At 58.0% G+C, this 22242-nt stretch carries 24 protein-coding genes and 1 riboswitch; of the genes, 9 read left to right on the forward strand and 15 right to left on the reverse strand.

Annotation, left to right across the window (positions count from 1 at the left end; translation table 11 throughout):
* The first annotated feature begins 14 nt into the window (after positions 1-14).
* On the forward strand, positions 15-998 hold the full coding sequence (locus tag HYZ49_09435; GenBank protein MBI3242501.1) for an aldo/keto reductase: 984 nt from the start codon (positions 15-17) through the stop codon (positions 996-998).
* A gap of 6 nt (positions 999-1004) precedes the next feature.
* Here the strand turns inward: HYZ49_09435 and HYZ49_09440 are convergent, their stop codons facing one another.
* From HYZ49_09440 to HYZ49_09470, 7 genes are all read right to left on the reverse strand, one after another.
* On the reverse strand, positions 1005-2111 hold the full coding sequence (locus tag HYZ49_09440; GenBank protein ID MBI3242502.1) for a phosphotransferase family protein: 1107 nt from the start codon (positions 2109-2111) through the stop codon (positions 1005-1007).
* Entirely contained in the window at positions 2089-3285 is a 1197-nt protein-coding gene (locus HYZ49_09445) for an acyl-CoA dehydrogenase family protein (GenBank protein MBI3242503.1), read from the reverse strand. The genes HYZ49_09440 and HYZ49_09445 overlap by 23 nt, the downstream gene beginning before the upstream one ends.
* Before the next feature lie 13 nt (positions 3286-3298).
* Positions 3299-4045 carry a lipoyl(octanoyl) transferase LipB gene (gene lipB, locus HYZ49_09450; protein MBI3242504.1) on the reverse strand — a complete coding sequence of 249 codons (747 nt, stop codon included), beginning with the start codon at positions 4043-4045 and terminating at the stop codon, positions 3299-3301.
* 96 nt (positions 4046-4141) lie between these two features.
* Positions 4142-4813, reverse strand: a complete 672-nt coding sequence (locus HYZ49_09455; GenBank protein ID MBI3242505.1) for a dienelactone hydrolase family protein — start codon at positions 4811-4813, stop codon at positions 4142-4144.
* Positions 4814-4835: 22 nt separating this feature from the next.
* Entirely contained in the window at positions 4836-5645 is an 810-nt protein-coding gene (locus HYZ49_09460; protein MBI3242506.1) for a histidinol-phosphatase HisJ family protein, read from the reverse strand.
* 69 nt (positions 5646-5714) lie between these two features.
* Positions 5715-7136 carry a cysteine--tRNA ligase gene (locus HYZ49_09465; protein ID MBI3242507.1) on the reverse strand — a complete coding sequence of 474 codons (1422 nt, stop codon included), beginning with the start codon at positions 7134-7136 and terminating at the stop codon, positions 5715-5717.
* 77 nt (positions 7137-7213) lie between these two features.
* Positions 7214-7627, reverse strand: coding sequence for an acyl-CoA thioesterase (locus tag HYZ49_09470; GenBank protein MBI3242508.1), 414 nt, complete (start codon positions 7625-7627; stop codon positions 7214-7216).
* A gap of 44 nt (positions 7628-7671) precedes the next feature.
* Here HYZ49_09470 and HYZ49_09475 point away from each other — a divergent pair, with 44 nt between their 5' ends.
* Positions 7672-9045 carry a hypothetical protein gene (locus HYZ49_09475; protein ID MBI3242509.1) on the forward strand — a complete coding sequence of 458 codons (1374 nt, stop codon included), beginning with the start codon at positions 7672-7674 and terminating at the stop codon, positions 9043-9045.
* Between the two features lie 170 nt (positions 9046-9215).
* Here HYZ49_09475 and HYZ49_09480 read toward each other — a convergent pair whose 3' ends face one another.
* A complete protein-coding gene (locus HYZ49_09480) occupies positions 9216-9428 on the reverse strand; it encodes a cold-shock protein (protein MBI3242510.1) in 213 nt (70 codons plus the stop codon).
* A 337-nt stretch (positions 9429-9765) separates the two neighbouring features.
* On the opposite strand from HYZ49_09480, the gene typA reads away from it, so the two are divergent.
* Positions 9766-11613, forward strand: coding sequence for a translational GTPase TypA (gene typA / locus HYZ49_09485; GenBank protein MBI3242511.1), 1848 nt, complete (start codon positions 9766-9768; stop codon positions 11611-11613).
* A gap of 248 nt (positions 11614-11861) precedes the next feature.
* Here the strand turns inward: typA and HYZ49_09490 are convergent, their stop codons facing one another.
* The 4 genes from HYZ49_09490 to HYZ49_09505 form a co-directional block, all read right to left on the reverse strand.
* Positions 11862-12080: a hypothetical protein gene (locus tag HYZ49_09490; protein ID MBI3242512.1), complete on the reverse strand. Its 219-nt coding sequence runs from the start codon at positions 12078-12080 to the stop codon at positions 11862-11864.
* 68 nt (positions 12081-12148) lie between these two features.
* Positions 12149-13237, reverse strand: coding sequence for a hypothetical protein (locus tag HYZ49_09495; GenBank protein MBI3242513.1), 1089 nt, complete (start codon positions 13235-13237; stop codon positions 12149-12151).
* Positions 13237-14067, reverse strand: coding sequence for a hypothetical protein (locus HYZ49_09500; GenBank protein MBI3242514.1), 831 nt, complete (start codon positions 14065-14067; stop codon positions 13237-13239). The genes HYZ49_09495 and HYZ49_09500 overlap by 1 nt, the downstream gene beginning before the upstream one ends.
* A gap of 177 nt (positions 14068-14244) precedes the next feature.
* Positions 14245-14508 carry a hypothetical protein gene (locus tag HYZ49_09505; protein ID MBI3242515.1) on the reverse strand — a complete coding sequence of 88 codons (264 nt, stop codon included), beginning with the start codon at positions 14506-14508 and terminating at the stop codon, positions 14245-14247.
* A 52-nt stretch (positions 14509-14560) separates the two neighbouring features.
* Between HYZ49_09505 and HYZ49_09510 the strand changes: the two genes are divergently transcribed.
* From HYZ49_09510 to HYZ49_09520, 3 genes are read left to right on the forward strand one after another with little or no spacing between them, the layout of a single operon-like run.
* Positions 14561-15706 (forward strand): L,D-transpeptidase, encoded by a 1146-nt coding sequence (locus tag HYZ49_09510; GenBank protein ID MBI3242516.1) that lies wholly within the window; start codon positions 14561-14563, stop codon positions 15704-15706.
* A 42-nt stretch (positions 15707-15748) separates the two neighbouring features.
* Positions 15749-16627 (forward strand): homocysteine S-methyltransferase family protein, encoded by an 879-nt coding sequence (locus HYZ49_09515; GenBank protein MBI3242517.1) that lies wholly within the window; start codon positions 15749-15751, stop codon positions 16625-16627.
* Positions 16617-18050: a PDZ domain-containing protein gene (locus tag HYZ49_09520; GenBank protein MBI3242518.1), complete on the forward strand. Its 1434-nt coding sequence runs from the start codon at positions 16617-16619 to the stop codon at positions 18048-18050. The genes HYZ49_09515 and HYZ49_09520 overlap by 11 nt, the downstream gene beginning before the upstream one ends.
* Positions 18051-18115: 65 nt before the next feature.
* Here HYZ49_09520 and HYZ49_09525 read toward each other — a convergent pair whose 3' ends face one another.
* Genes HYZ49_09525 through HYZ49_09535 form a run of 3 tightly spaced genes read right to left on the reverse strand, consistent with a single transcriptional unit; the run spans position 18116 to position 19445 of the window.
* Complete coding sequence (locus HYZ49_09525; GenBank protein ID MBI3242519.1) at positions 18116-18574, reverse strand: hypothetical protein; 459 nt, start codon at positions 18572-18574, stop codon at positions 18116-18118.
* Between the two features lie 8 nt (positions 18575-18582).
* The gene (locus HYZ49_09530) at positions 18583-18888 is read right to left on the reverse strand and encodes a hypothetical protein (protein ID MBI3242520.1); all 306 of its coding nucleotides are present in this window, start codon (positions 18886-18888) and stop codon (positions 18583-18585) included.
* On the reverse strand, positions 18888-19445 hold the full coding sequence (locus HYZ49_09535) for a DNA-3-methyladenine glycosylase I (GenBank protein ID MBI3242521.1): 558 nt from the start codon (positions 19443-19445) through the stop codon (positions 18888-18890). Before HYZ49_09535 ends, HYZ49_09530 begins: the two co-directional genes overlap by 1 nt.
* Positions 19446-19581: 136 nt before the next feature.
* Here HYZ49_09535 and lexA point away from each other — a divergent pair, with 136 nt between their 5' ends.
* The 3 genes from lexA (at position 19582) to HYZ49_09550 (ending at position 22202) form a co-directional block, all read left to right on the forward strand.
* Positions 19582-20238: a transcriptional repressor LexA gene (gene lexA / locus HYZ49_09540; GenBank protein ID MBI3242522.1), complete on the forward strand. Its 657-nt coding sequence runs from the start codon at positions 19582-19584 to the stop codon at positions 20236-20238.
* An 86-nt stretch (positions 20239-20324) separates the two neighbouring features.
* Positions 20325-20413, forward strand: a riboswitch (cyclic di-GMP riboswitch).
* Positions 20414-20505: 92 nt separating this feature from the next.
* The gene (locus HYZ49_09545) at positions 20506-21162 is read left to right on the forward strand and encodes a hypothetical protein (GenBank protein ID MBI3242523.1); all 657 of its coding nucleotides are present in this window, start codon (positions 20506-20508) and stop codon (positions 21160-21162) included.
* Positions 21057-22202 carry a S8 family serine peptidase gene (locus tag HYZ49_09550; protein ID MBI3242524.1) on the forward strand — a complete coding sequence of 382 codons (1146 nt, stop codon included), beginning with the start codon at positions 21057-21059 and terminating at the stop codon, positions 22200-22202. The genes HYZ49_09545 and HYZ49_09550 overlap by 106 nt, the downstream gene beginning before the upstream one ends.
* The last annotated feature ends 40 nt before the right edge of the window (positions 22203-22242 follow it).

Consider the following 22242-nt stretch of genomic DNA (forward strand, 5'->3'; position numbering starts at 1 on the left):
CAAGGAGCACAGCTATGAATTATCGTCGTCTGGGCAGTTCCGGCCTCAAAGTCAGCGAACTGTCGTTTGGCTCGTGGGTGTCGTTTCACAATCAGCTTGGCGAGGAGACGGCGGCGGAGTGCATGAAGGCCGCCTACGAGGCCGGCGTCAACTTCTTCGACAACGCCGAAGTGTACGCGCTGGGCAAGTCGGAGGAGATCATGGGCGCGGCGCTCAAAAAGCTGGGCTGGCGGCGATCCAGTTACGTCATCTCCACCAAGTTCTTTTGGGGCCTGCACGAGGGGCCAAACGAAGAGAACACCCTCAACCGCAAGCGGCTGATGGAAGGCATTGATGCCTCGCTCAAGCGCCTGCAGTTGGACTATGTTGATCTAATCTTCTGCCACCGTCCCGACCCGGAGACGCCGATTGAAGAGACGGTTTGGGCGATGCACGACATCGTCTCTCAAGGGAAAGCTTTGTATTGGGGGACAAGTGAGTGGAGCGCCGCCGAGATCATGGCCGCCTGGCAGATAGCCGACAAGCACCACCTGCACAAGCCGCAAATGGAACAGCCGCAGTATCACATGCTTCACCGCGAGCGGGTGGAAAAAGAGTATGCCCGTCTGTATAAAGACATCGGGCTGGGAACGACGATCTGGAGTCCGCTGGCGTCGGGCATTCTCACCGGCAAATACAACGACGGCATCCCCGCCGACAGCCGGGCCAACCTCAAAGGCTATGAGTGGTTGAAGGAGAGCGTGATCACGCCGGAGCGAGTCGAGATCGTGAAGAAGCTCAAACCGGTGGCCGACGACCTCGGCTGTACGATGGCCCAGATGGCATTGGCCTGGTGTTTGAAGAATCCCAACGTCAGCACGGTGATCACCGGGGCCAGCCGCGTCTCGCAAGTTCACGAGAACTTGAAAGCGTTGGAAGTCGCGCCCAAACTCACCTCGGAGGTGAGGGATCGGATTGAGGGGATTTTGCAGAACAAGCCAAAGGCCGAAGATGACTGAATCGATTCACTCTGAAAGCCGGTAAAGCCGATTCTTTTCGATGGCCCGCGCCGCCATTTGGCCGCAGGCGCGCACGACGAAAATAAGCGGGCGAAATCGTTCGTCGTGGGTCAGGCCTTTCTTATAGCGGGCATAAATCTGCTGAACGATGACGCCAAGTTTGAACAGGCCGCAAACGTAGTAAAACAGAATGTTCGACAAATCGCGCCCGCTCTGGCTGGCGTATCGCTCGATGAATTCCTGCCGATTGATGAAGCCGGGCCGGCCAACAAGGCTGAAATCCTGCATAACGGCCGGGGCGCCCGCCTCTGCCCAATAAGCCAGAGTCGTGCCCACGTCCATCAGCGGGTCGCCAATCGTCGCCATCTCCCAGTCAAGAAGAGCCACTGGCCGGGTGAGGTCTGCCGGGTCGAGCAACACATTGTCGCAACGGAAATCGTTGTGGATCAAGGCCGGGGCCGAGTCGGGCGGGCGGTTGGCGGCCAACCACACGCCCACCTGCTCCATTTCGGCGATGTCGTCCGTCTGCGCGTTCGCGTAGCGTTTTGTCCAGCCCTCTACTTGCCGCTCGACGTAGCCTTGCGGCTTGCCCAGATCTCCCAGCCCGGCGGCAACGTAATCCAGCCGGTGCAAGTCCGCCAATGTCTCGATCAAAGAGAAGCACAAGCGCCGCATCAACGACGGTTCAAGCGTCAGGCCCTCAGGCGTGTTGTTGCGCAGGATGACGCCGCGCACGCGCTCCATCACGTAGAACGGCGCGCCGATAACGCTTACGTCCTCGCAGTAAGCCAGTGGTTTCGGGACTTTGTGATAAGCGGGGTGGAGCGCGGCCAGGATGCGATACTCGCGCCCCATGTCGTGGCCGCCTTTGATATTCGCGCCGAACGGCGGGCGGCGCAGAACCAGTTCGTGGCCGCCTGCCCGGAGAAGATACGTGAGATTGGAGTAGCCGCCGGGAAACTGCTGAATGGTGAGCGGGCCGCCGACGCCGGGCAAATGTTCACGCAGATAAGATTCCAACTGCGCCGGGTCGAGGGCTTCGCCGGCGCGCACGCTGGCGGGTTGATCGATCCATTTTGGGTCGGGAGAGTCAGATGGAGAGGTCAAGGCCATAGCCTTTCAAAATATGCCGGGCGACGACGTTCTTGTGCACTTCGTCCGCGCCGTCGTAAATGCGCGCGGCGCGTTCGTGCCGATACCAGAACGACAACACGGTGTCGTCGGTGATGCCCAGCGCGCCGTGCGCCTGAATCGCGCGGTCGAGGACTTTGTGAAGCGTGTTGGCAACGTAGAACTTGATAACTGAAATTTCGACGCGGGCCGCGTGCGCGCCAACCTCGTCAATCCGGCGCGCGGCGTCCAGCACCAGCAAGCGCGAGGCGTTGATTTCGGCGCGGCATTCGGCGATCCAGTGCTGGACGGCTTGTCGCGTCGCCAGCGGCTGGCCGGGCGCAATCTCGCGCGCCACAGCGCGGCGGCACAGCAAGTCGAGCGCGCGCTCGCAGATGCCAATCCAGCGCATGCAGTGATGGATGCGGCCCGGCCCCAGTCGTTCCTGAGCCAGCGCAAAGCCGGCGCCTTCTTTGCCAATCAGGTTCGACTGCGGCACGCGGCAGTTCTCAAGCATCACTTCGGCGTGGCTCAGGTAATCTTCGCCGGCCTCGCCCATCAGTTTGATGTTGCGAACGATTCGAAAGCCGGGCGTGTTCGTTGGCACGATGATCTGGCTGGCGCGTTGATGGGGTTTGGGCGCGCCAGGGTTGGTGACGGCCATGACGATGGCAAACGCCGCCCCCTCCGCCGCTGACGCGAACCACTTGTGGCCGTTGACCACGTAATCGCCGCCATCTTTCACCGCAGTCGCGCTCAGCCAGACCGGATTCGATCCGGCATGTTCCGGCTCGGTCATGGCAAAGCAACTCCGAATCTCGCCGCGCGCGAGCGGGAGGAAAAATCGCTCCTTCTGCTCCAGCGTGCCGTGCGTCATCAGCAATTCCATGTTGCCGATGTCGGGCGCCTGGCAGTTGAAGACGAAGTGGCCCAGCGGCGAGCGCCCCAGCGCCTCGCTTACTTGCGCGAACTCCAGCAAGCGCAACCCCATTCCGCCATACTCCGCCGGCAGGTGCGGCGCCCACCAGCCGCGCTCTTTCACCATCTGCCGTTTCTCGGTGAGCGCCGGCAGAACAGCGCGGAAGCCGTCGCTCAACAGCGCCGCCTCCAGCGGGATGATTTGCTCCTGTACAAAGGCGTGTATCTCTTCCAGCAAAGTCGAAAGTTGAACGGTCATGGGGCCATACCCTTCATTTTGTCGTTTGACTTATCACCATTTCTCTCTCGAACACTTTCCCAAACTGCGCCTCAACTTCATCCATCACTTCAGTCATCGTCGGCGGCTCGGCCAGCAGGTCGGCCATTGAGACGACGCCGTGATCTTTGATGCCGCATGGGACGATGCCGTCGAAGTAAGTCATGTCCGGCTCGACGTTGAGGGCAAAACCGTGCTGGCTGATTCCTTTAGCGTCCACTTTGACACCGATGGCGGCGATCTTGGACGGGGCGAGCCGGGCGTGCGGCGGGCAGTGCGGGCAACGCGAGGCCACGTCGGGTTGCACCCAGACTCCGGTCAGGCCGCCGATTTGGCCTGACACGAGTCCAAAGTGGGCCAGGGCGCGAATCAGCGCCTCTTCAAGTTGGCGAACGTAGCCGACGTAATCGGCTTGAGGGAGGTGGCCGTTTCCATCTACCGGGCGGCCCAACCTGAGAATCGGGTAGCTCACCAGTTGGCCGGGGCCGTGATAGGTGATGTCGCCGCCGCGATCCACCCATTCCACTGTCACGCCACGCTTTGCCCTTTCTTCTTCGCCCAATAACAAATTCTCAATGTGACCGGAGCGGCCAAGCGTGTACGTGTGCGGGTGCTCAAGCAGGAGAAGCGTGTCGGGAATCGAATCGGCGGCGCGCTCGGCGGCCAGGCGCTTTTGCAGTTCCCATGCTTCTTGGTAAGGGATTAGGCCGAGACGGCGAACTTCGCAGATAGTTGCTGGCATAAAAGATTCGTCAACGGATTGAACGAATTTATCGGATTTGATAATTTGTTTTTTGAAATCCGCTCAATCCGGTAAATCCGTTGACGGAAATCGTTGTCAATTCAAGTTGGCCTTGAAGAACTTCCTGACTCGTTCCCAGGCATCTGCCGCCGCTTGAGGGCGATAGCTTTGCGGGTCGTCATCGCGGAAGAAGGCGTGGCCGGAATTGGGATAGACTTTGACTTCGTGCGGGATGTTGTGCCCGGTGAGCAGTTTATCAAATTGCTCGACGGCGCCAACGGGAATGGAAACGTCGGCGTCGCCAAAGAGGCCGAGCACCGGGCAGCGAATCGCGCCAAGCTTATCGAAGAGCATTTCCATGCGCCCGCCGTAGAAAGTGCAGGCGGCTTTCAGGCCCGGCTCGAGGATGGCGAGATTGAGGGCCATGCGCCCGCCGAAGCAGAAGCCCACCGCGCCGATCTTGCCGTTGCAGTCCGGGTGCGCTCTGAGCGCCGGGTAAACGCCATGAATGGCTTGCGGCGCGTCCAGGCCATATTTCTGCATCAGGGCCATCGCCTTTTCGTTCTCGCCAACCTGGGCCAGTTCACCGTGATAAACGTCGGGCGCAAAGGCCAGGTAGCCTTCGGCGGCAAAACGGTCGGCGACGTTGCGAATGTTGTCGTTCAGTCCCCACCACTCCTGCACGACGATCAGGCCGGGCCAGGGGCCGTCGCTGGAGGTTGGGCGGGCGAGGTAGCCGGAGAGGGGGCCGAGGGTGAGGGTGGGCATGAGGGGACTCTTGGGTGGAGAATTAGAGAATTTTTACAAATCTCGCATCTCGCTTCTCAAATTGCATCACATATTTTAGCCCTGCCGAGCGAGCGGTGTCCATTGCAACTTCGCAGTCGGCGCCGACGAATTTGGGCTGGTGGGAGTCGGAGCCGAGGGTGATGCGCTCGCCGCCCATTTCAACATACCAGCGTAGAATGTCCAGGCCCGGAGTAAGAACGTTGCACTTGCTCCGCAGGCCTTTGGTATTAATGTCGAGGGCGATGCCGCGCTCGATGCAGTTTTTTAGCACCGGGCGGATGCAGTCTTCGTAGTTGCAAGGATCATACGCTTGCGGGCCATAAACCTCGGAAGCCGTGCGAACCGGCACGTCGAAGTGGCTGAGGATGTCGAAGCCGCCGACGCGAGTCACGGCTTCTAATTCTTCAAAGAACTGACGAAAGGCTTCGTCGGCGGTGCGGGAGCGGAAGTAATTGGGATCGAAGATCGTCTCCGGGCCGACCCAGTGAAGCGAGCCAAGAACGTAATCGAACGGGTAACGCTGGAGCATGGCCTGCGCTTCAGTTTGATAAATATGCGGCTCGCCGATTTCGATTCCGGCGCGGATGATGAGCCGACCGGCGAACGTTTGACGACAACGCTCAAGCTCGGCGGCCCAGGCTTCCAGCTTGAACCAGTCGCGGCAGGTTTCGCCGGGGTGGAGATCGTAGTGTTCGGTGAAGCCAATTTCGGGGATGCTGTTTTCAACGGCGCTCCGGCACATCTCGGCCATCGGGAATTTGCAATCGCACGAGAAGTCGGAGTGCATGTGGTAGTCGTGAGGAATGGGCATAGAGATTAGAGGTCAGAGGTCGGAGTTCAGAGGTCGGAAATCTGACTTCTGACTTCCGACATCTATCTTCTATTTTTGGACTCGCTCCCACACTTGCCCCTCTTTTCCGTCGCGGACGAGGAGGCCGTGAGTGAGAAGTTCGGCGCGGAGGCGGTCGGCGGTGGCAAAGTCTTTGGCGGCGCGGGCGGCGGCGCGTTGCTCAATGAGCGAGCGCTCGTCGGGCGAGAGATCGGTTGGGGAAGCAGAGGCGGCGGCAACGTCGAAGAGGCGGAGTCCCAGCACGCTATCCCACTCGTTCAACACTAGGGCTTTGGCCGAGGGCGGCAGGTCAGACTTGGCCATCTCCCAGATCAACGGCAGGACTTGCGGGAAGCCCAGGTCGTCGTTGATGAGGGTGTGGAATTTGCCGCGATAACTGTTGAGGACGGTGTTGGACATTTCGGTGGTGCTGGTGTCGGCCCGCCATTCGTTGGCGTAGCGGCGCAGGCGCTCCAGCGAGCTTTGAGCGGCGTGGAGCGAGTCCCAGGTGACGTTCATGTGGCCGCGATAGTAGATGCCGAGGCAGAGCAGGCGGAAGGCCAGCGGCTCAATGCCTTCTTCGTGCAAGTCTTTGAGGCGCAAGACGTTGCCCACCGAGCGGGCCATCTTGCGGCCTTCGGCCAGCAGGTGCGCGCCGTGCATCCAGACGCGAGAGAAGGGGAGGCCAGTCGCGCCTTCACTTTGCGCGATCTCGTTTTCATGATGGGGGAATACCAGGTCTTCGCCGCCGGTGTGAATGTCCAACTGTTGCCCCAGGTATTCCATGCTCATGGCCGAGCACTCGATGTGCCAGCCGGGGAAGCCCGGCCCCCATTTTGATCGCCAGCGCACCAGCCGGTGCTCACCCGCCGAGCGCCAGAGCAAAAAGTCGCTGGGGTCGTCTTTGTTCTCGTCAATCTCCACCCGGTTGATGCCGGCCTGCAAGTCGGCCAGGGCGTGACCGGAGAGGCGGCCATAGTTGGGAAACTTTGAAACGTCGAAGAAGACCGAGCCGTTCTTTTCGTAAGCCAGCCCCTTGCTCTCCAACTCTTCGACGAGCGAGAGCATCTGGTTGATGTGGTCGGTGGCTTTGGGGTAGTGCTGGGCCGGTTGGATGTTCATGGCCGCCAGCGACTCGAGGAAGTCGGCGGTGTAGAAGGCGGCGACCTCGGCGGGCGTTTTCTTTTCGGCGGCGGCGGCGGCCAATACCTTGTCTTCGCCGGGGGTGATGGTGAGCGAGTCGTCTTCGGCCATATGGCCCACGTCGGTGATGTTCATGATCTGGGTCACCGAGTGGCCGTTGTATTCCAGCACCCGGCGGACGAGGTCGGCCATGAGCCAGGTGCGCAGGTTGCCGATGTGGACGTAGCGATAGACGGTCGGGCCGCAGGTGTACATCTTCACTTCGTTCGGCGTGAGCGGTTCGAATTTGTCTTTGGCGCGAGTCAGGGTGTTATAAAAATAAATGTCCATAATGAAGCCCTCCTGCCGGCCATTGTACGCCCGCAAACAAGCGCGCTGAATAGGACGCAGGTTGTTTCAATTGTATATCAAAGCTTTTCAAAGGCTGATATTTTCACCCGCCACTCATCTGGAATGAGAATTGAGCGCCCCGCGGCATAATCGTAAGCCACCTGCACCGTGCGGCCCGTTGCCACCTCCACCCCGTCCACCAGCATCCTGTATTCCATATCCATGCTTTTATTGCCCAGCCGCAAGACGCAAACCGCCACCTCCACCATTTGGCCCAGCAGAACCGGGCGTTTGTAACTGCACGTCGCCTCGGCCACAATCTGGCCCACTGCGTTAAAATCATGCACATCTGCCCACAGACCGGCGGCGATGATGTACTTAAGCCGGGCCTGCTCCATGAACGACAGGTAGCGGGCATGGTTGAGGTGGCCCTGGGCGTCCAGGTCGGAGTAGCGAACCTCAAGTGAAATGGAAAAGTTGAAAGTCGTCATCTTCCCTTAATCCTGCCTTTATCATAACGGAGTATATCAAACTCATGAAACGACTCTTCCCGCTCCTGCTCCTCATTCCGCTGACTCTGTCTTGCAACGCCATCGTCCGTCAACTAAGTTTTGGGGTGACACCGCCTCCCCTCCCCACCCGGCCACCGGCCCCGACCGAGTCCGGGGCCATCCCAATTTCACCCACCCTCCCCCCGCGCGCGACGGCGACGCCGTTCGTGCTGGCGCTGGAGAAAATCGCCACCCCGCCCACCGAGTGCAGCGAGTCGCCGCTCGGCCTGGACGGCGACAAGATCGTCGAAGTTGCCTACGTGCCCAGCGGCTTCTGTTTCAACGGCGAACTTGATCTGTTTGAGACGGGCGGCCATCTGTACGTCGCCCAGTCTCTGGCCTTCAACGCCGCCTTCTTCATCACCGATGTCACCGACCCAGCCAACCCGGCCATCGCCGGCATGTGGCAGTGGAACGAATACACTTACACGGCAGATGTCAAGGCGTTCAAGCAGGGCGAGCGCCGTTTCCTCTCGCTCTCGTTGGAGCCAAGCCCCAGCAACTTGTGCGGCGTGGCAATTGTGGAAGTGACCGACCCGGCCAACCCAATTTTGATTGGGCGCTACGAGGGCAAAAACACCGGCTCGTCTTCAGCCTGGTGTGACACGCACACTACCCAGATCAGTCGCGACGAAAACGGCGACGGCGCTTACATTTATGCGTCAGCAGTCAACACCGGCGACTTGCGGGTGCTGGATATTCGCGACCTGACTCACGTTTACGAAGTCGGGCATTACTCCCACCCGCTTCGCAGTGAAAGCACGTTTGTTCACGATACCACGATTGTCGGTGACCGGGTGTACGTGGCTTACTGGGCGGCGGGGCTGGTCATTTTGGATCGGGGGCAATTGGAGTCGGGGGCCGAGGTGAAGCCGCTCAACCCGCCCAACAGCATTGACCCGGACGGGCTGGAGATTCACCAGGCTTACCCAACGGCTGACGGCAATTTTGTCTTTGTCGAAGATGAGGTGAATTACGACGGGGAAACCAGCCAGCTTCGGATGTATGACATCCGCGATCTTTCCGAGCCGAAAGAAGTGTTGCAGGTTGCCCTCGACGGGCCGTTTTCGTCGCCGCACAATATGCTGGTGGACGGCGACCTGCTCTACGTGGGCTGGTACACCGACGGCGTGCGAGTCTTTAAATATGACGTGAGCGACCCCAACGCGCCGACCGTGGAGCCTTACGCCTTTAAAGCAGTGCGCTCGAAAAAAACCGAGGGCGTTTTTGGAAGCGACATTTATGACGGCGTTTGGGGCGTGCGCCTGCACGCCTGCGAAGTGGGCGGCCAGAAAACTACGTGTGTTTATGCAAGTGACTTGACGAGAGGGCTGGTTATTTTGGCGTTTGAGCCGTAGGCCTTGCCCCCATCCCCACCCCTTCCCCCGTTGGAAACTGCACCCAACAAGGGAAGGGAGTTCCCTCCCCTGTTGTGATGTTCTTCCACAACGGTGCTCAAGCGGGAACGGAGTTAAAAAAACGCCCCTGCCGGGTCTTGGCAGAGGCGTTTGGTTTGTTGGAGAGAGCGTTATTTGAGAGTCACGTTCGCGGCTTGCAAACCCTTGGGGCCTTTCTCAATGGAAAACTCTACCATCTGGCCTTCTTTGAGCTTGCGGTAGCCTTCCATTTCGATGGCCGAATAGTGGACAAACACGTCCTCGCCGCCATCATGGGCAATGAAGCCGTAGCCCTTGGTGGCATTGAACCACTTCACGGTACCGGTAATACGTTCGTCTGACATTGGACTTGCCTCCTATGGCACAAAAAATAGGGTTGTTAGGCGCTAGCGTCCCTCGCTTTGCTCACGAAAAATGGCCTGAGCAACGACCCGCCCAGACCATCAAAAGTGAGACCTCCGAGAACTTACTGCATCCTAATTGGCCGCGATTTTACTATGCTGAAAAAAAACCGTCAACTAGGCCATCAGTCCAAATCTTTACGCCCTGCCTCCTTCGTGGTATCATCTCCCTAGCACTATCGAGTCTCAACCTCGGCCTGCACCACCGCCGGGGTTTTTGTTTGCAATAACCAGTAACCAATAACTAATTACTGGTTATTGGTTATTGATGATTGAAGCTATGCTCACAAAACGCACCAACCTCCGCAACATCGCCATCATCGCCCACGTTGACCACGGCAAAACCACCCTGGTGGACGGCCTGCTTCGGCAGGCCCACACCTTCCGCAACAACCAGCAGGTGGCCGAGCGGGTCATGGACTCGAACGACCTGGAGCGCGAGCGCGGGATGACCATCCTGGCCAAGAACACCGCCGTCGTCTACAACGGTATCAAGATCAACATCATGGACACCCCCGGACACGCCGATTTTGGCGGCGAAGTCGAGCGGGTGATGGGCATGGTGGACGGGGTTTTGCTGGTGGTGGACGCCGCCGAAGGCCCCATGCCGCAAACCCGGTTCGTCCTGCGCAAGGCGCTGGAAATGGGCCACAAGGCCATCGTCGTCATCAACAAAGTGGATCGCAAAGACGCCACCCCGGCTGACACCCTCAACAAAACCTTCGACCTTTTCATCGAACTCGGGGCCAGCGAAGAACAGGCCAGCTTCCCCATCGTCTACACCAACGCCCTCAGCCAGCAGGCCGGCCTCACCCCGGAACTGGGGCCGGACTACCAGCCGTTATACGACGCCATCCTCGAACACATCCCGCCGCCGGAAGTGGATGCCGAATCGCCCCTGCAATTGCTCGTCGCCAACCAGAGCTACGACGACTACAAAGGCATCATCGCCGTGGGCCGCATTTTTGCCGGGCGCATTCAACTGGGGCAAGAGATTGCCCGTATTGACTTGCACGGGCAGGTGACGATGTCGAAAGTCCGCTACCTGTTTGTCTTTCAGGGATTGCAGAGAGTGGAAGTGGAAGCCGCCGAGGCCGGGGAGATCATCGCCCTGGCCGGGATCGAGGCTATTGGCATCGGCGAAACCATCGCCGACCCGGAAAATCCGGTTGGCCTGCCGCCGATTCGGGTGGAGGCTCCCACGGTGCGCATGACCTTTGGCGTGAGCACCTCCCCGTTCGCCGGACGCGAAGGCACGTGGGGCACCTCGCGCAAAATCCGCGAGCGCCTCTTCGACGAACTCAAGAACAACGTCGCCCTGCGCGTCGAAGAAACGGATAAGGCCGACACCTTCCTCGTCTCCGGGCGGGGCGAACTGCACCTGGGCATTTTGATTGAGACAATGCGCCGCGAAGGTTATGAGTTTCAAGTGTCGAAGCCGGAAGTGATTTTCCGCAAAGGGGAAGCGGGTGAGACGCTGGAACCCTTTGAGGAAGTTCATGTGGAAGTGGCGGAGGCCCACACCGGAACCGTCATCGAGATGTTAGGCAACCGGCGCGGCCAGATGATCAACATGGTCAACGGCGGCGACGGCTCGGTTTATCTCACCTACGTTGTGCCCACCCGCGGCCTGCTCGGTTTCCGCCAGCAGTTTCTCACCGCCACTCAGGGCATGGGCGTGATGAACACCCTCTTTCACGATTACCTGCCTATGGCCGGCTCCATCCCCGAACGCTCACAAGGCTCGCTCGTGGCCTGGGAGACCGGCACAGCCACCGCCTTCGCCATCCGCAACGCCGAAGAGCGCGGCTACCTGTTCATCGAACCCGGCACCGAAGTGTACGAAGGCATGGTCATCGGCCAGCACCAGCGGCCCGGCGACCTCAGCGTCAACATTGCCAAGAAGAAGCAATTGACCAACGTGCGCGCCGCCCGCGCCGAAATTCTAGTGAGCCTGACCCCGGCCCGCAAGATGAGCCTCGACGAGTGCATCGAGTACATCGCCGAGGACGAACTGCTCGAAGTCACGCCGCAAAACATCCGCATCCGCAAGCGTATCCTCAGCGCCGACGAGCGTGGCAAGCTTTCGAAGAAGGCGAAAGAGGAGTTGGAAGCCGAGACGGCGTAGTTTTGTAGGGGCAGACCTGTGTGTCTGCCCCTTTTTTGATCCAGGAAGTCATACGAAGGAGTACGAAAGGCGGGGCAACCAGCGCAGGGTTAGGTATCTATGACAAAGACCCGATGACTGAGGAGCCGTGTGAGGCCGCGAAACGAGTCTCACGCACGATTCTGAATCGGCGGCGGGGAGGGTGATCTCCCTGCCGCCCGAAACTTGGGCGACGTGACCATGCGCCAAAATCATATACCGCTGTGGCGCTATTCTTTTGAATCTTGTTTGCCGATAACTTTTCTCAACTCATCGATATTAACTGATATTGTGCGCTTCGCTTTTTTATCCCAAAACTGCATGACACCCGTTGCTGAGTCGATTTGAAATAGTACAGTGCCTAACTGTGAGACTACCACCGAGCCTAGTGTATCGTGCTGTGTGATTCGCCATTCGGGATCGCTGCTTCTCTTGGGTTGTGCGCTCATTGCTCTTGCCTCTATGGATGGATTGGCACAAAACAGTTCGCGGCCCTTTTCGATCCAGGCTAGAAGGATTACGTTGCGGGGCGGATCTCGATTGTGGGTATCTCGATATCTTGTCCGCTCGATTCTCGCATACCAATGTGCGGCAGGCCAAATTTCTCTGCCCCAGTGTTCAAAGCCAGCACTAATAGCCGGATACCCCAAGTATCGGTCATTCTGTATCGTGACATGAGCTGTAGTGTCAAATCGTAGATGAGTTGGAAAGTCTTGCTTTCGTTCAGTATAGCCGAGTGGAAGGCGAAGAAGGAAAGTGTCTTAAAGGTAGCATCGGAAAGTCTAGCTTGCTGTTCAGAGCTTGCTCCAAGATCATGGGATGCTCCAATAAACTTTGTGGCAGGCTCTAATGGCTCATTAGTCCTATAACCGACAGGAACAACGAAGAAAGGAACGCCGAGTGCCTTCTGGTCAATATTGTACTGGTCAAGTTCGACCCATGACTTGATCACAGCCATGGCGTTATTAACCCACTGTTGATCGGCCATTTTGTCTGAAGTGAAATCTAATATTGGCCTTCCAAGGGGCACTTCCATACTTTCTGCTGGCTGGAAGACATCAAACAGATGCTCATCGGAATCAGGAACTAGCGTGAGAGACTTAATCCCAATCTTGGCGGAACATGTCGTTATGCTCAGGGTTTGATACACCTGAACTGAATTGGCTTTTTTGTCAATGAGGCATATTAACAAAGGATACTTGTGGCTGAGCAACCATTCCACTGATTTCGAGTCCTCATATCCAATTTCGCGTTTCTCACTTTTCACCTGCACAAAGTAATAGTTCTGCACATGCAGTCTATGCCCAATCCGGGTGCCGAGCGTACAGTACAAATCGATTCCGGCATCCTCGGGATGCGGGACAGGAGTGGAAGTGCCAAACGCCGAGAAGATGTACTGTGCCAAGTATTCAGAGCGAGTACCTTCATGAAAATTGGGGGCGATTGCTCCAGTTATTGTCATCGTGTCACACTTGAATTGATACTGACCCGCCGAATTAAGTCTGCGCGCCCAACGGGTACACATCAGCCGTTTGCGGAGCGCCAGCGGAGCAAATCGGCTCCATGCGGTTGTTGGGCCGCAATCTGGTATGCTCGACAAATCCACTACGCATCTCCTGAAACCTGTAGTCGGAGTTTAGTGAATTTCAATGGCGGGTTGAAGTTGAAATACGGATCCAAGTAGTAACGCATGGATGCATCGATCCCTTGAGCTTGAACGACCAAGCCGTTGGTGTTGAACATTATGACTTTCAAGAGGTGATGTAAAAGCACTGAAAACGCATACCCTTCGTCGTGTAAGAAAAACCTTGTTGAACCATCATCATTACCGAAATCCATTAAGCCGTCATTTTGTAATAGACATAGTCCAGGTTGGTATATCAGATGCGGTGCATTGTCCCAACCAACCTGATTACCAGCATTGCGGAAGTGCTCAAGAAACACATTCGTGTCCTTCCAGCCAGCATACCCAACAACGTACGCCCTTATGCTACTCAGTTTTTGAAGTTTTCTCACCTCAGCATCAGTGCCATTGACTATCCCGGCTCCTTTCTGAAGCAATAATACCTTCTGAGAACTTCTAAATGCCGAGAATAAGCTTATTGGTTCACCAGTTGAGAGATTCGACTTCACTTCAATGACGGCGATAACCCCTTCAGCCAAATAGGTGTTGACCGGCGTCAAGCTGGTGATAACAGGGAAATCCCCGCGATAGATGATCACGTCTTGTTGACCTGACCTTTGCCCTCGGCCATCGATGATCTCTCCGCTTCCTATAACTATGTTCTTTGGAAGAAAGCTTGATAAAACATCCTTCACGAAGTGCTCCCGCGCAAACCCTAAATCCGTTGATTGCTGTAGCGCTTCCCTCGAGTAGGAATACCACTCGCTCATCAATCGTTCGATAGCTCCGGCATAGCTCAGGAAATTGAACATAGCTCAACCTGTGAGTTGAAAGTAATGAACTGCGGGCCAACTCTATTTTAAACCGCACCGCCCTTAAAAGTGTTATGACCGGTGCGCCCGTAAATTTTTATGGCCGCTGCGGCATGAAAAACCTATGTGCCGCAAACAGCCAATCATGGCTAAAGTGTACGCCACTCCTGTTTCCTGTCAACAACAGCGATTGCCTGGAATGCCGTGTGCGCGCAAAGATTGATACTGTTGGCGAAATCGGCAACGGATGAGGTAACGGATGTAGCGGATGGACGCGCTATCCGTTACATCCGTTACAAAATCCGTTGCCAGTAGTGGGCGCAACAATTCGCCAACAGCATCAAAGGTTGTCGGGGCCAAATCTGCCGGAGTGGTGCGGACGCGAAGCGGGCAACCCGCCCCGAGCATCTTCAATTCGTGGCCGACATGTTTTACGTGCACACGAATGCCGCAGCCTCACTTGCCGTTTTCCTCAGCGGTGTATAATCCTGCCATGCGCCGCACTCTCATCGGCATTGTCTTATATGTTCTGCTCTTCGCCCTCACGCCAATGGCGAAGGCCGAGGACGCGCCGTCACCCGTGTCTTCCCTCGAAGACCAAAGCGACCTGTGCGTGGCTGGGTATCAGTTGGCGCACATGGGCCAGTGCCCGCTGGAAGGCCCCGGCGGGCGGGCCGAACTGCGCCAGCGTTACGAACTGCCGGCCCAACTGCCTGCGCTCGAAGTCGCCTTCTTCGAGCCAGCCCAACCGCCCATCACCCGCGCTTACGCCAGAGTCACGGTTGCCGATGCGCCCGTGTTCGCCAGGCCGGAAGATGCGGCGGCGGGCGTCGTGAAACGCGCCATCCGCAAAGGCTTCATCTACGTTAGCATTGGCAAGACGGTTGAATACAACGGCGAAGAGTTCATCCGCATCAACAGCGATGAATACATGCGCCGGGCCGACCTGTCGCTGGTCTCGCCATCCGATTATCAAGGCTTTCTGCTGGCCGAACAACCCCAGCGCCCCTTCGCCTGGGTCGTGCGCAAGTTCCAGCCGCGCCTCACTCCGAACGGCCAGAAGAATCCTGAAGCCCCCGTTCTCAACCGTTACGACCTCGTCCAGATTTACGGCAAAAGGCGCGCGGGCGAGTACGACTGGTATCTGGTGGGCAATGACCAGTGGGTGGAACAGCGCAACCTGTCCGTCGTCGAAGTCATCGGGCCGCCGGAGGGCGTGACCGGCAAGTGGATAGCCGTCAACCTGTTTGAGCAGACGATGTCCGTTTACGAAGGCGAGCAGATGGTGTACGCCTCACTCGTCTCCAGCGGCCTGGGCGCATGGCCTACCCGCCCCGGCCTCTTCCAAATTTACAGCAAGCTGGAGAGCACCAAGATGAGCGGCGCGTACGCCGCCGACAAATCTGATTTCTATTTTCTCGAAGATGTGCCCTGGACGATGTATTTCGATCAGTCCATCGCCCTGCACGGCGCATACTGGCACGACGGCTACGGCTTCCGCAAATCGCACGGCTGTGTCAACCTCTCACCCATCGACTCGTTCTGGCTCTACAACTGGGCCGAGCTTGGCACCAGCGTTTTCGTCTACGACCCCAGCGGCCAAACGCCCACCAACCTGCCCGCCGGCGGCGGCCCCTGAATCTCCAACCTCCAATTCTCCAATTCTCTAATCTCCAACCCTTTGATTTCCTTCCTTTCCCAACTTTCCCAATCCACCCCTCTGATTCTCGACGGGGCAACCGGCACCGAACTGGATCGCCGGGGTGTGGACATTGGCCTGCCGCTGTGGTCGGCCAACGCCCTGCTGGCCGACTCTGCCGCCGACGTTCTGCGCCAGGTTCATCTCGACTATCTCAACGCCGGGGCCGACATCATCACCGCGAATACCTTTCGCGCGCATCGCCGGGCGCTGGCGAAAAGCGCCTATCATGATCAAGCGCGCGAACTGACTCAGCGAGCGGTGGCAGTGGCAAAAGAGGCAGTAGGACGACGCGAAGCGGGCAAATCGTCCTACATTGCCGGCTCCATTGCCCCGCTTGAGGACTGTTACCAGCCACAACTTGTGCCGCCGGAGGCCGAGTGCCGGGCCGAACATTCCGAGCGCGTCCATCATCTCGTCGAAGCCGGGGTTGACCTTCTGCTCATCGAAACCATGAACACGATCCGTGAGGCAGCGATTGCGGCCAGGCTGGCCGTCATCACCGGCCTGCCAACTATCGTCAGCTTTGTGTGCGGCGCAGACGGGCGTTTGCTCTCCGGCGAGTCGCTCACAGCGGCGGCGCAGGTGATGACCCCGCTCGGCGTGGCCGCCGTTGGCGTGAATTGCACAGCCACACCCGTCATCGCCGACTGCCTCAAAGAGTTACGCTCGGCCACCGACCTGCCGTTGATCGCTTACGGCAACATCGGCTATGCCGACGCCGACGGCAACTGGGTTTGCACCGACGCCATCGAGCCGGACGCTTACGCCAACTACGCCAGAGAATGGAAAGCGAACATTATCGGAGGATGTTGTGGAACCACGCCTGAACACATTCGGAGAATCGCCAATGCCAGTTAGACGTTTATCACTCGTTGCCCTTCTGCTCCTCACTCTGTCGTGCAACACCCTCACCCGCGCCTTCACTCCGGTTGAGCCGACTCTCGCGCCGCCCCCGGCAGTGACGGACGCCCCGACGATTCCGGTTATCACCGAGACTCCGCTTACGCCAATTGACATTGAAGGCGCGCCACCGATTCTCTACACGCCGCCCGGCTGTCAAAACGTCCCACCGGCCACCGTTCCACCGGCCACCACTGTGGCCGAGCCAACGGCCACCCCGCTGGTGGCGGGCAACCCGGAGATTTCGACCGATGAGCAAAAACGAATCTTTGAAAAGCTGGTAGGCACTATCGAGCGCGTGTACGTCTATCCCGATTACAACGGCAAGGACTGGCCCGGCATCGTCAACAACTATCGGGCCAAAGTGGAAGCCGGGCTGAACACCGAGACGTTTTATATTGAAATGAATGCGATGATTGCCGATCTGGGCGACGAACATTCGCATTTTGAGTCGCCGGCAGAAGTCGCGGCCTCAAACGCGGATTTGTCAGGGGCGTTGGATTATGTGGGAATTGGAATCCTGGTGCAGTCGCTTCCTGAAAAGGGGCGGGTGACGGTGCTGGCCGTCTTTCCAAACTCGTCGGCAGAGCGCGGCGGGTTAAAGGCCCACGACAGCATTCTGGCTGTAGATGGCTCGCCGATTGCGCAGGACGGCGAGGCGCATCCGCAGTGGGTGCGCGGCCCCGAATGTTCGGCGGTAGTGTTGTCGGTGGAGTCGCCGGGGCAGTCGCCGCGAGACCTGGCATTCATTCGTTATCGCATCACCGACCCTCAGCCCATTGACGCCAAACTGGTGAACACGACCGACGGCTCGCGCATCGGCTACATCTTCCTGCCCACCTTCTTCGACGAGACCATTCCCGGCCAGGTGGAGCAGGCCCTGCAGGATTTTGGCGATCTTGATGGATTGATTCTGGACAACCGGATGAACGGCGGCGGATCAAGTTTGGTGGTTGAACCCATTTTGAGTTACTTCACGTCCGGCAAGCTGGGTGAATTTGCAAGCCGCAATGACTCGCGCTCGTTCAACGTCGCTTCTAATCCCATTCACAACTCGCAGACCGTGCCGCTGGTGGTGTTGGTGGGTGAGGACACCGTGAGCTTTGGCGAAATTTTTTCCGGCATTCTGCGAGACATCGGGCGGGCGAAAATTGTCGGCCAGACGACGCTAGGCAACGTGGAGACCATGTACGGCTACGACTTTGAAGATGGCTCGCGGGCCTGGATTGCGCAGGAACGATTCGACCCGCCCGTGTCGCATGAATTTTGGGAGCAAACCGGCATTGTGCCCGACGTGGAAGCCTTCGCCGACTGGGACACGTTTACGTTTGAAAATGATCCGGCGGTGACGGCGGCGGTGGAATTGCTGGGGCATAAATAAGACAACGGATTCAACGAATTACACGGATAGCGATTGATCCTTTGAATTCGTCAAATCCGTTGTCCTCATCTCACCCCCCACTCCCACATTCCATAAGCCACTTTCTTGTCCAGCGGGTGGCCGGACTGGCTCAGGGCGACTCCAATCTCGCCATGATGATAGGACTCGTGGGCAATGGCATAACCGACGAACGCGGTTGGATGCGGCTTGAAGCCTTTGATTTTTCCCGCCTGCGCGCCCGCCTCTATTAGTTTCGCCATCGCCTGGCCCGACGCTTCCAACGACTTCTTCAACAGCTTCTTGTCGCCCGTTTTCTCTTTCGGAATCTTCGTCAGCCCTTTCGACAAGTCAGGCGTCAACTCCAACCACATCAAGCGCGTGTTGTGAACATGGGTAAACATCGCGCCCACGCTCCGGCCCTTGCCGCCTGCCGTGTCTTCCAATGCTTCCGAAGGAATCGCTTCGAGCAGGTAGAGGTTGATGCGGCAGTGGATGTTCCAAGTGTCAACGAGCGAGTCGTCCATAGCTTCTCCTATTGCTTCTGTTGAGAGACCAAAAGAATATTCCAGAGTCGAACACTCTGAACCACCAACAAGCCAGAGACGCTCCAGGAATCATCATAGAGCCTTTCGCGGACTTCAGCCTCGCTCTCGGCTTCGACGATCAGCAGGATTTCACCAGTATCGGCCAGCGGCCCGCCAAGCAGAACAAAGCCCTCGGCGGCCAGTTGGTTCATAAACTGCGCGTGTTCGGGCCAGCCCTCTTGCTCGCGCATGGTTTTGCCTGCGACCCAGGCGGGGCCGCGCCTTCGAATCACGACAAAGGTATTCTTATCCATCAGACTGCATCGTAGCGAAAGCAATCCACCGCGTGATCATTCACCAGGCCCGCCGCCTGCATAAAGGCATAGCAAATTGTCGAGCCGACGAACTTGAAACCGCGCTTGAGGAGGTCTTTGCTCATCGCGTCCGACTCTTGGGTCTTGGGCGGAATCTCGGACAAGGACTTGAAACTGTTTTTGATGGGTTGGCCGCCGACAAAACCCCAAATGTACTTGTCGAACGAGCCGAACTCGCGCTGGACTTCGAGGAAGGCGCGGGCGTTGCTAATGGCGGCCCGCACCTTGAGTTTGTTGCGGACGATGCCTGGGTCGGCCAGCAGGCGGGCCACGTCAGCCTCAGTATAAGCCGCCACTTTTACAGGGTCGAACCCATCAAACGCCCGGCGGTAGTTTTCGCGCTTGTTGAGGATGGTCTGCCAGGTCAGACCGGCCTGCGCCCCCTCCAAAATCAGGAACTCAAAGAGTCTCCGGTCGTCATGGACGGGAACGCCCCACTCGGTATCGTGGTAGTCAATCATTAGCTGGTTTTGGCCGGGCCAGGCGCACCTTTTCATGGCTAGAACTTTAGTTCTATCTCGCCTGCCTGTCAACAACCCCTGCCTTAAAATTTGCCGGTTGACTTAGAACTTGCGTTCGCATATAATCTGAGCATCAACAATAGACCATCCGGTCTGGAGATTGGAGAGTAACATGGCTAAAGGCAAACTTTCGGAACGACAGCGCGACATCCTGGATTTTATTCGGGAATTTCAGCGCCAGTACGGCTACCCACCCACCATCCGCCAAATCGGCGAAAAGGTGGGCATCTCGTCCACCTCAGTCGTCAACTACAACCTGAACAAGTTGGAGAAGGACGGCTATCTCAACCGCGATCTTAAAGTGTCGCGCGGCCTGCGGCTGGTGGAAGCCGCCGAGGCGGTGCTAAGCAACGTCGTCGGCCCCGTCGTCCGAATCCCGCTGGTGGGCCGTATCTTTGCCAGCCAGCCCGTGCCAGTGCCGGGCGCCGCCACTTCATTCGCCCCGGACGAAGCCATTGAGATCACGCGCGGCCTGGTCAAAGACCCGGAAAATCTGTTCGCCCTGCAAGTGCGCGGCGACTCGATGATTGACGCGATGGTGAACGACGGCGATATTGTGGTGATGCGAAAGCAAGAGCAGGCCCGCAACGGCGAAATGGTGGCCGTGTGGCTGAATGATCGTGAAGAGACGACGCTCAAGCACTTCTATCTCGAAAACGGTCGTGTCCGCCTGCAACCCGCCAACCCGACAATGGGCCCCATCTACGCCGATCCGAGGAACGTGCAAGTGCAAGGCAAAGTGGTGCTGGTGCTAAGGCAGATGAAGTAGCTCAAAGAGCTGGCACTGGTACCGAATTCTTATATCACAGTACTTGGGTTAGTGATAGTCTAAGCTCAGTGTAAAAACTGAATAAACTCCGATAAAGGCAAATCCAGTGAAAACTGGAGACGCAAAGCTATGGGTCTAACACCGCGAAAGCGGTTATGACCGCCAGGCCTCCGAAGAGAAAACGCGCTGTTTGCTCCAACGGGCCTGGAAATTCCAGGCCCGTTTTATTTTCCAAACATCGTGCCTGGCGCTCGAAAGAGAGGTTACATGACAAAAAACCATTCTCGTTATTTCAAACGCATCGCATCAACGATGATTGCCCTGTCTCTCATCGCAGCGTTGCTGGCCGCGCCCTCCCGCGCGCCCGCGCTTGCTTCGGCCAGCCCGCAATCCTACATCGTCCAGGGCGGCAATATTGATCGCCTCAGCGGCATCGTCGAGCGTTACGGCGGCACGGTCACTTCGCGGCTGGAGATCATTCACGCTGTCGGCGCGCTACTCTCGCCCTCGGTCATCAGCCGCTTGCAAACCGAGCCGGGCATCACTGCTGTTACCCCGAACACTCAAGTCAAACTTGTCAGTGGCGGCGGTGACGGCGATGACATGGAAGTGGGCACAGGCTCCAACTCGCCAGCGACTGACTATCCAGATGTTGTCGGCGCTGATGTGGTTTGGGCGCAAGGCGTCATTGGCAAGGGTGTCACCGTCGCCGTTGTAGACACCGGGCTGGGCAAACACAAGGGCCTCTTCCGCGATGTGAAGGGCGCCAAAAAGGCGCCGATGGTGAATGGAACGGCGTTGCCCCCGGAGTCAGGCTCGTGGGTGTGCGCGTGCTCAACGAAGAAGGGTACGGCACTTACGAGCAAGTCATCAAAGGCATCGAATGGGTCGTCAAGAATAAAGACAAATACAAGATTCAGGTGATGAATCTTTCAATGACCGGGCCAATCGCCGCGCCCTACTGGGCTGACCCGCTCAGCCAGGCTGTGACCGCGGCCTGGGCTGCGGGCATCACAGTTGTCGTCGCCGGCGGCAATGGGGGGCCGGACGCAATGAGCATCGGCGTCCCCGGCTACAATCCCTACGCTATCACGGTCGGCGTCTTCACCGACAACTACACGCCAGGCGATTGGAGCGACGACTATATCACGCCATTCTCTGCCGCCGGCCCCACCACCGACGGTTTCGTCAAGCCCGATCTGGTCGCGCCGGGCGCGCACATGGTCTCCACCATGCTGGCCCGCAGTTATCTTGCGCGCAACCATCAGGCGAGTCAGATCAGCAACAACTACTTCTCAATGGCCGGGAGTTCACAGGCGGCGGCCACCGTCTCCGGAGTGGCGACCCTGGTTCTATCCCACAACTCCGGTTTGACTCCCGATCAGGTCAAGTTCCGGCTCACGGCAACAGCCCGCCCATGGATTGATTTATCCACCTGCCCGGCCGGCGTCGTCCAACTTACGACAGAACCCGACAGTTGCCGGGCGCTCTACAGCATGTGGCAACAGGGCGCTGGCCGGGCGGCGGCATCCGAGGCAGTGTTTGGTGACTTGCCTGCCCTCTCAGCCAACCAGGGCATGGACATCCAGGCTGACTTGCGCGGCGAGGTTCACTACGAAGGCTACTCTTACTACAATCCCGAAACTGAAACCTTCCAACTGCGCGGCGATGGTTTTGGGCAATGGGCTGGCGGTTTTGGTCAGTGGGCCGGTGGTTTCGGTCAGTGGGCCGGTGGTTTCGGCCAGTGGGCCGGTGGTTTCGGCCAGTGGGCTGGCGGCTTTGGTCAGTGGGCCGGCGGCTTTGGCCAGTGGGCTGGCGGCTTTGGTCAGTGGGCCGGTGGTTTCGGCCAATGGGCTGGTAGTTACGGCGATGCAAGCTTCGCCGCAGGATATGTGAACGGCACAGGCTTCGGCCAGTGGGCCGGTAGCAAACAATGGATTGGCTTTTTGGAGGACGGAGGGTAGCTTATCGAAAAAATGACATCGGCCATAAATAAAACAGGGA

Source organism: Chloroflexota bacterium, assembly GCA_016197225.1.
Taxonomy (GTDB): Bacteria; Chloroflexota; Anaerolineae; order Anaerolineales; family VGOW01; genus VGOW01.

What these genes read in the sequence shown, in the direction of transcription:
- HYZ49_09435 (MBI3242501.1), top strand. Translation starts at nt 15, where the DNA reads ATGAATTATCGTCGTCTGGGCAGTTCCGGCCTCAAAGTCAGCGAACTG.
- HYZ49_09440 (MBI3242502.1), bottom strand. Translation starts at nt 2,111, where the DNA reads ATGGCCTTGACCTCTCCATCTGACTCTCCCGACCCAAAATGGATCGAT.
- HYZ49_09445 (MBI3242503.1), bottom strand. Translation starts at nt 3,285, where the DNA reads ATGACCGTTCAACTTTCGACTTTGCTGGAAGAGATACACGCCTTTGTA.
- lipB (MBI3242504.1), bottom strand. Translation starts at nt 4,045, where the DNA reads ATGCCAGCAACTATCTGCGAAGTTCGCCGTCTCGGCCTAATCCCTTAC.
- HYZ49_09455 (MBI3242505.1), bottom strand. Translation starts at nt 4,813, where the DNA reads ATGCCCACCCTCACCCTCGGCCCCCTCTCCGGCTACCTCGCCCGCCCA.
- HYZ49_09460 (MBI3242506.1), bottom strand. Translation starts at nt 5,645, where the DNA reads ATGCCCATTCCTCACGACTACCACATGCACTCCGACTTCTCGTGCGAT.
- HYZ49_09465 (MBI3242507.1), bottom strand. Translation starts at nt 7,136, where the DNA reads ATGGACATTTATTTTTATAACACCCTGACTCGCGCCAAAGACAAATTC.
- HYZ49_09470 (MBI3242508.1), bottom strand. Translation starts at nt 7,627, where the DNA reads ATGACGACTTTCAACTTTTCCATTTCACTTGAGGTTCGCTACTCCGAC.
- HYZ49_09475 (MBI3242509.1), top strand. Translation starts at nt 7,672, where the DNA reads ATGAAACGACTCTTCCCGCTCCTGCTCCTCATTCCGCTGACTCTGTCT.
- HYZ49_09480 (MBI3242510.1), bottom strand. Translation starts at nt 9,428, where the DNA reads ATGTCAGACGAACGTATTACCGGTACCGTGAAGTGGTTCAATGCCACC.
- typA (MBI3242511.1), top strand. Translation starts at nt 9,766, where the DNA reads ATGCTCACAAAACGCACCAACCTCCGCAACATCGCCATCATCGCCCAC.
- HYZ49_09490 (MBI3242512.1), bottom strand. Translation starts at nt 12,080, where the DNA reads ATGAGCGCACAACCCAAGAGAAGCAGCGATCCCGAATGGCGAATCACA.
- HYZ49_09500 (MBI3242514.1), bottom strand. Translation starts at nt 14,067, where the DNA reads ATGTTCAATTTCCTGAGCTATGCCGGAGCTATCGAACGATTGATGAGC.
- HYZ49_09510 (MBI3242516.1), top strand. Translation starts at nt 14,561, where the DNA reads ATGCGCCGCACTCTCATCGGCATTGTCTTATATGTTCTGCTCTTCGCC.
- HYZ49_09520 (MBI3242518.1), top strand. Translation starts at nt 16,617, where the DNA reads ATGCCAGTTAGACGTTTATCACTCGTTGCCCTTCTGCTCCTCACTCTG.
- HYZ49_09525 (MBI3242519.1), bottom strand. Translation starts at nt 18,574, where the DNA reads ATGGACGACTCGCTCGTTGACACTTGGAACATCCACTGCCGCATCAAC.
- HYZ49_09530 (MBI3242520.1), bottom strand. Translation starts at nt 18,888, where the DNA reads ATGGATAAGAATACCTTTGTCGTGATTCGAAGGCGCGGCCCCGCCTGG.
- HYZ49_09535 (MBI3242521.1), bottom strand. Translation starts at nt 19,445, where the DNA reads ATGAAAAGGTGCGCCTGGCCCGGCCAAAACCAGCTAATGATTGACTAC.
- lexA (MBI3242522.1), top strand. Translation starts at nt 19,582, where the DNA reads ATGGCTAAAGGCAAACTTTCGGAACGACAGCGCGACATCCTGGATTTT.
- HYZ49_09545 (MBI3242523.1), top strand. Translation starts at nt 20,506, where the DNA reads ATGACAAAAAACCATTCTCGTTATTTCAAACGCATCGCATCAACGATG.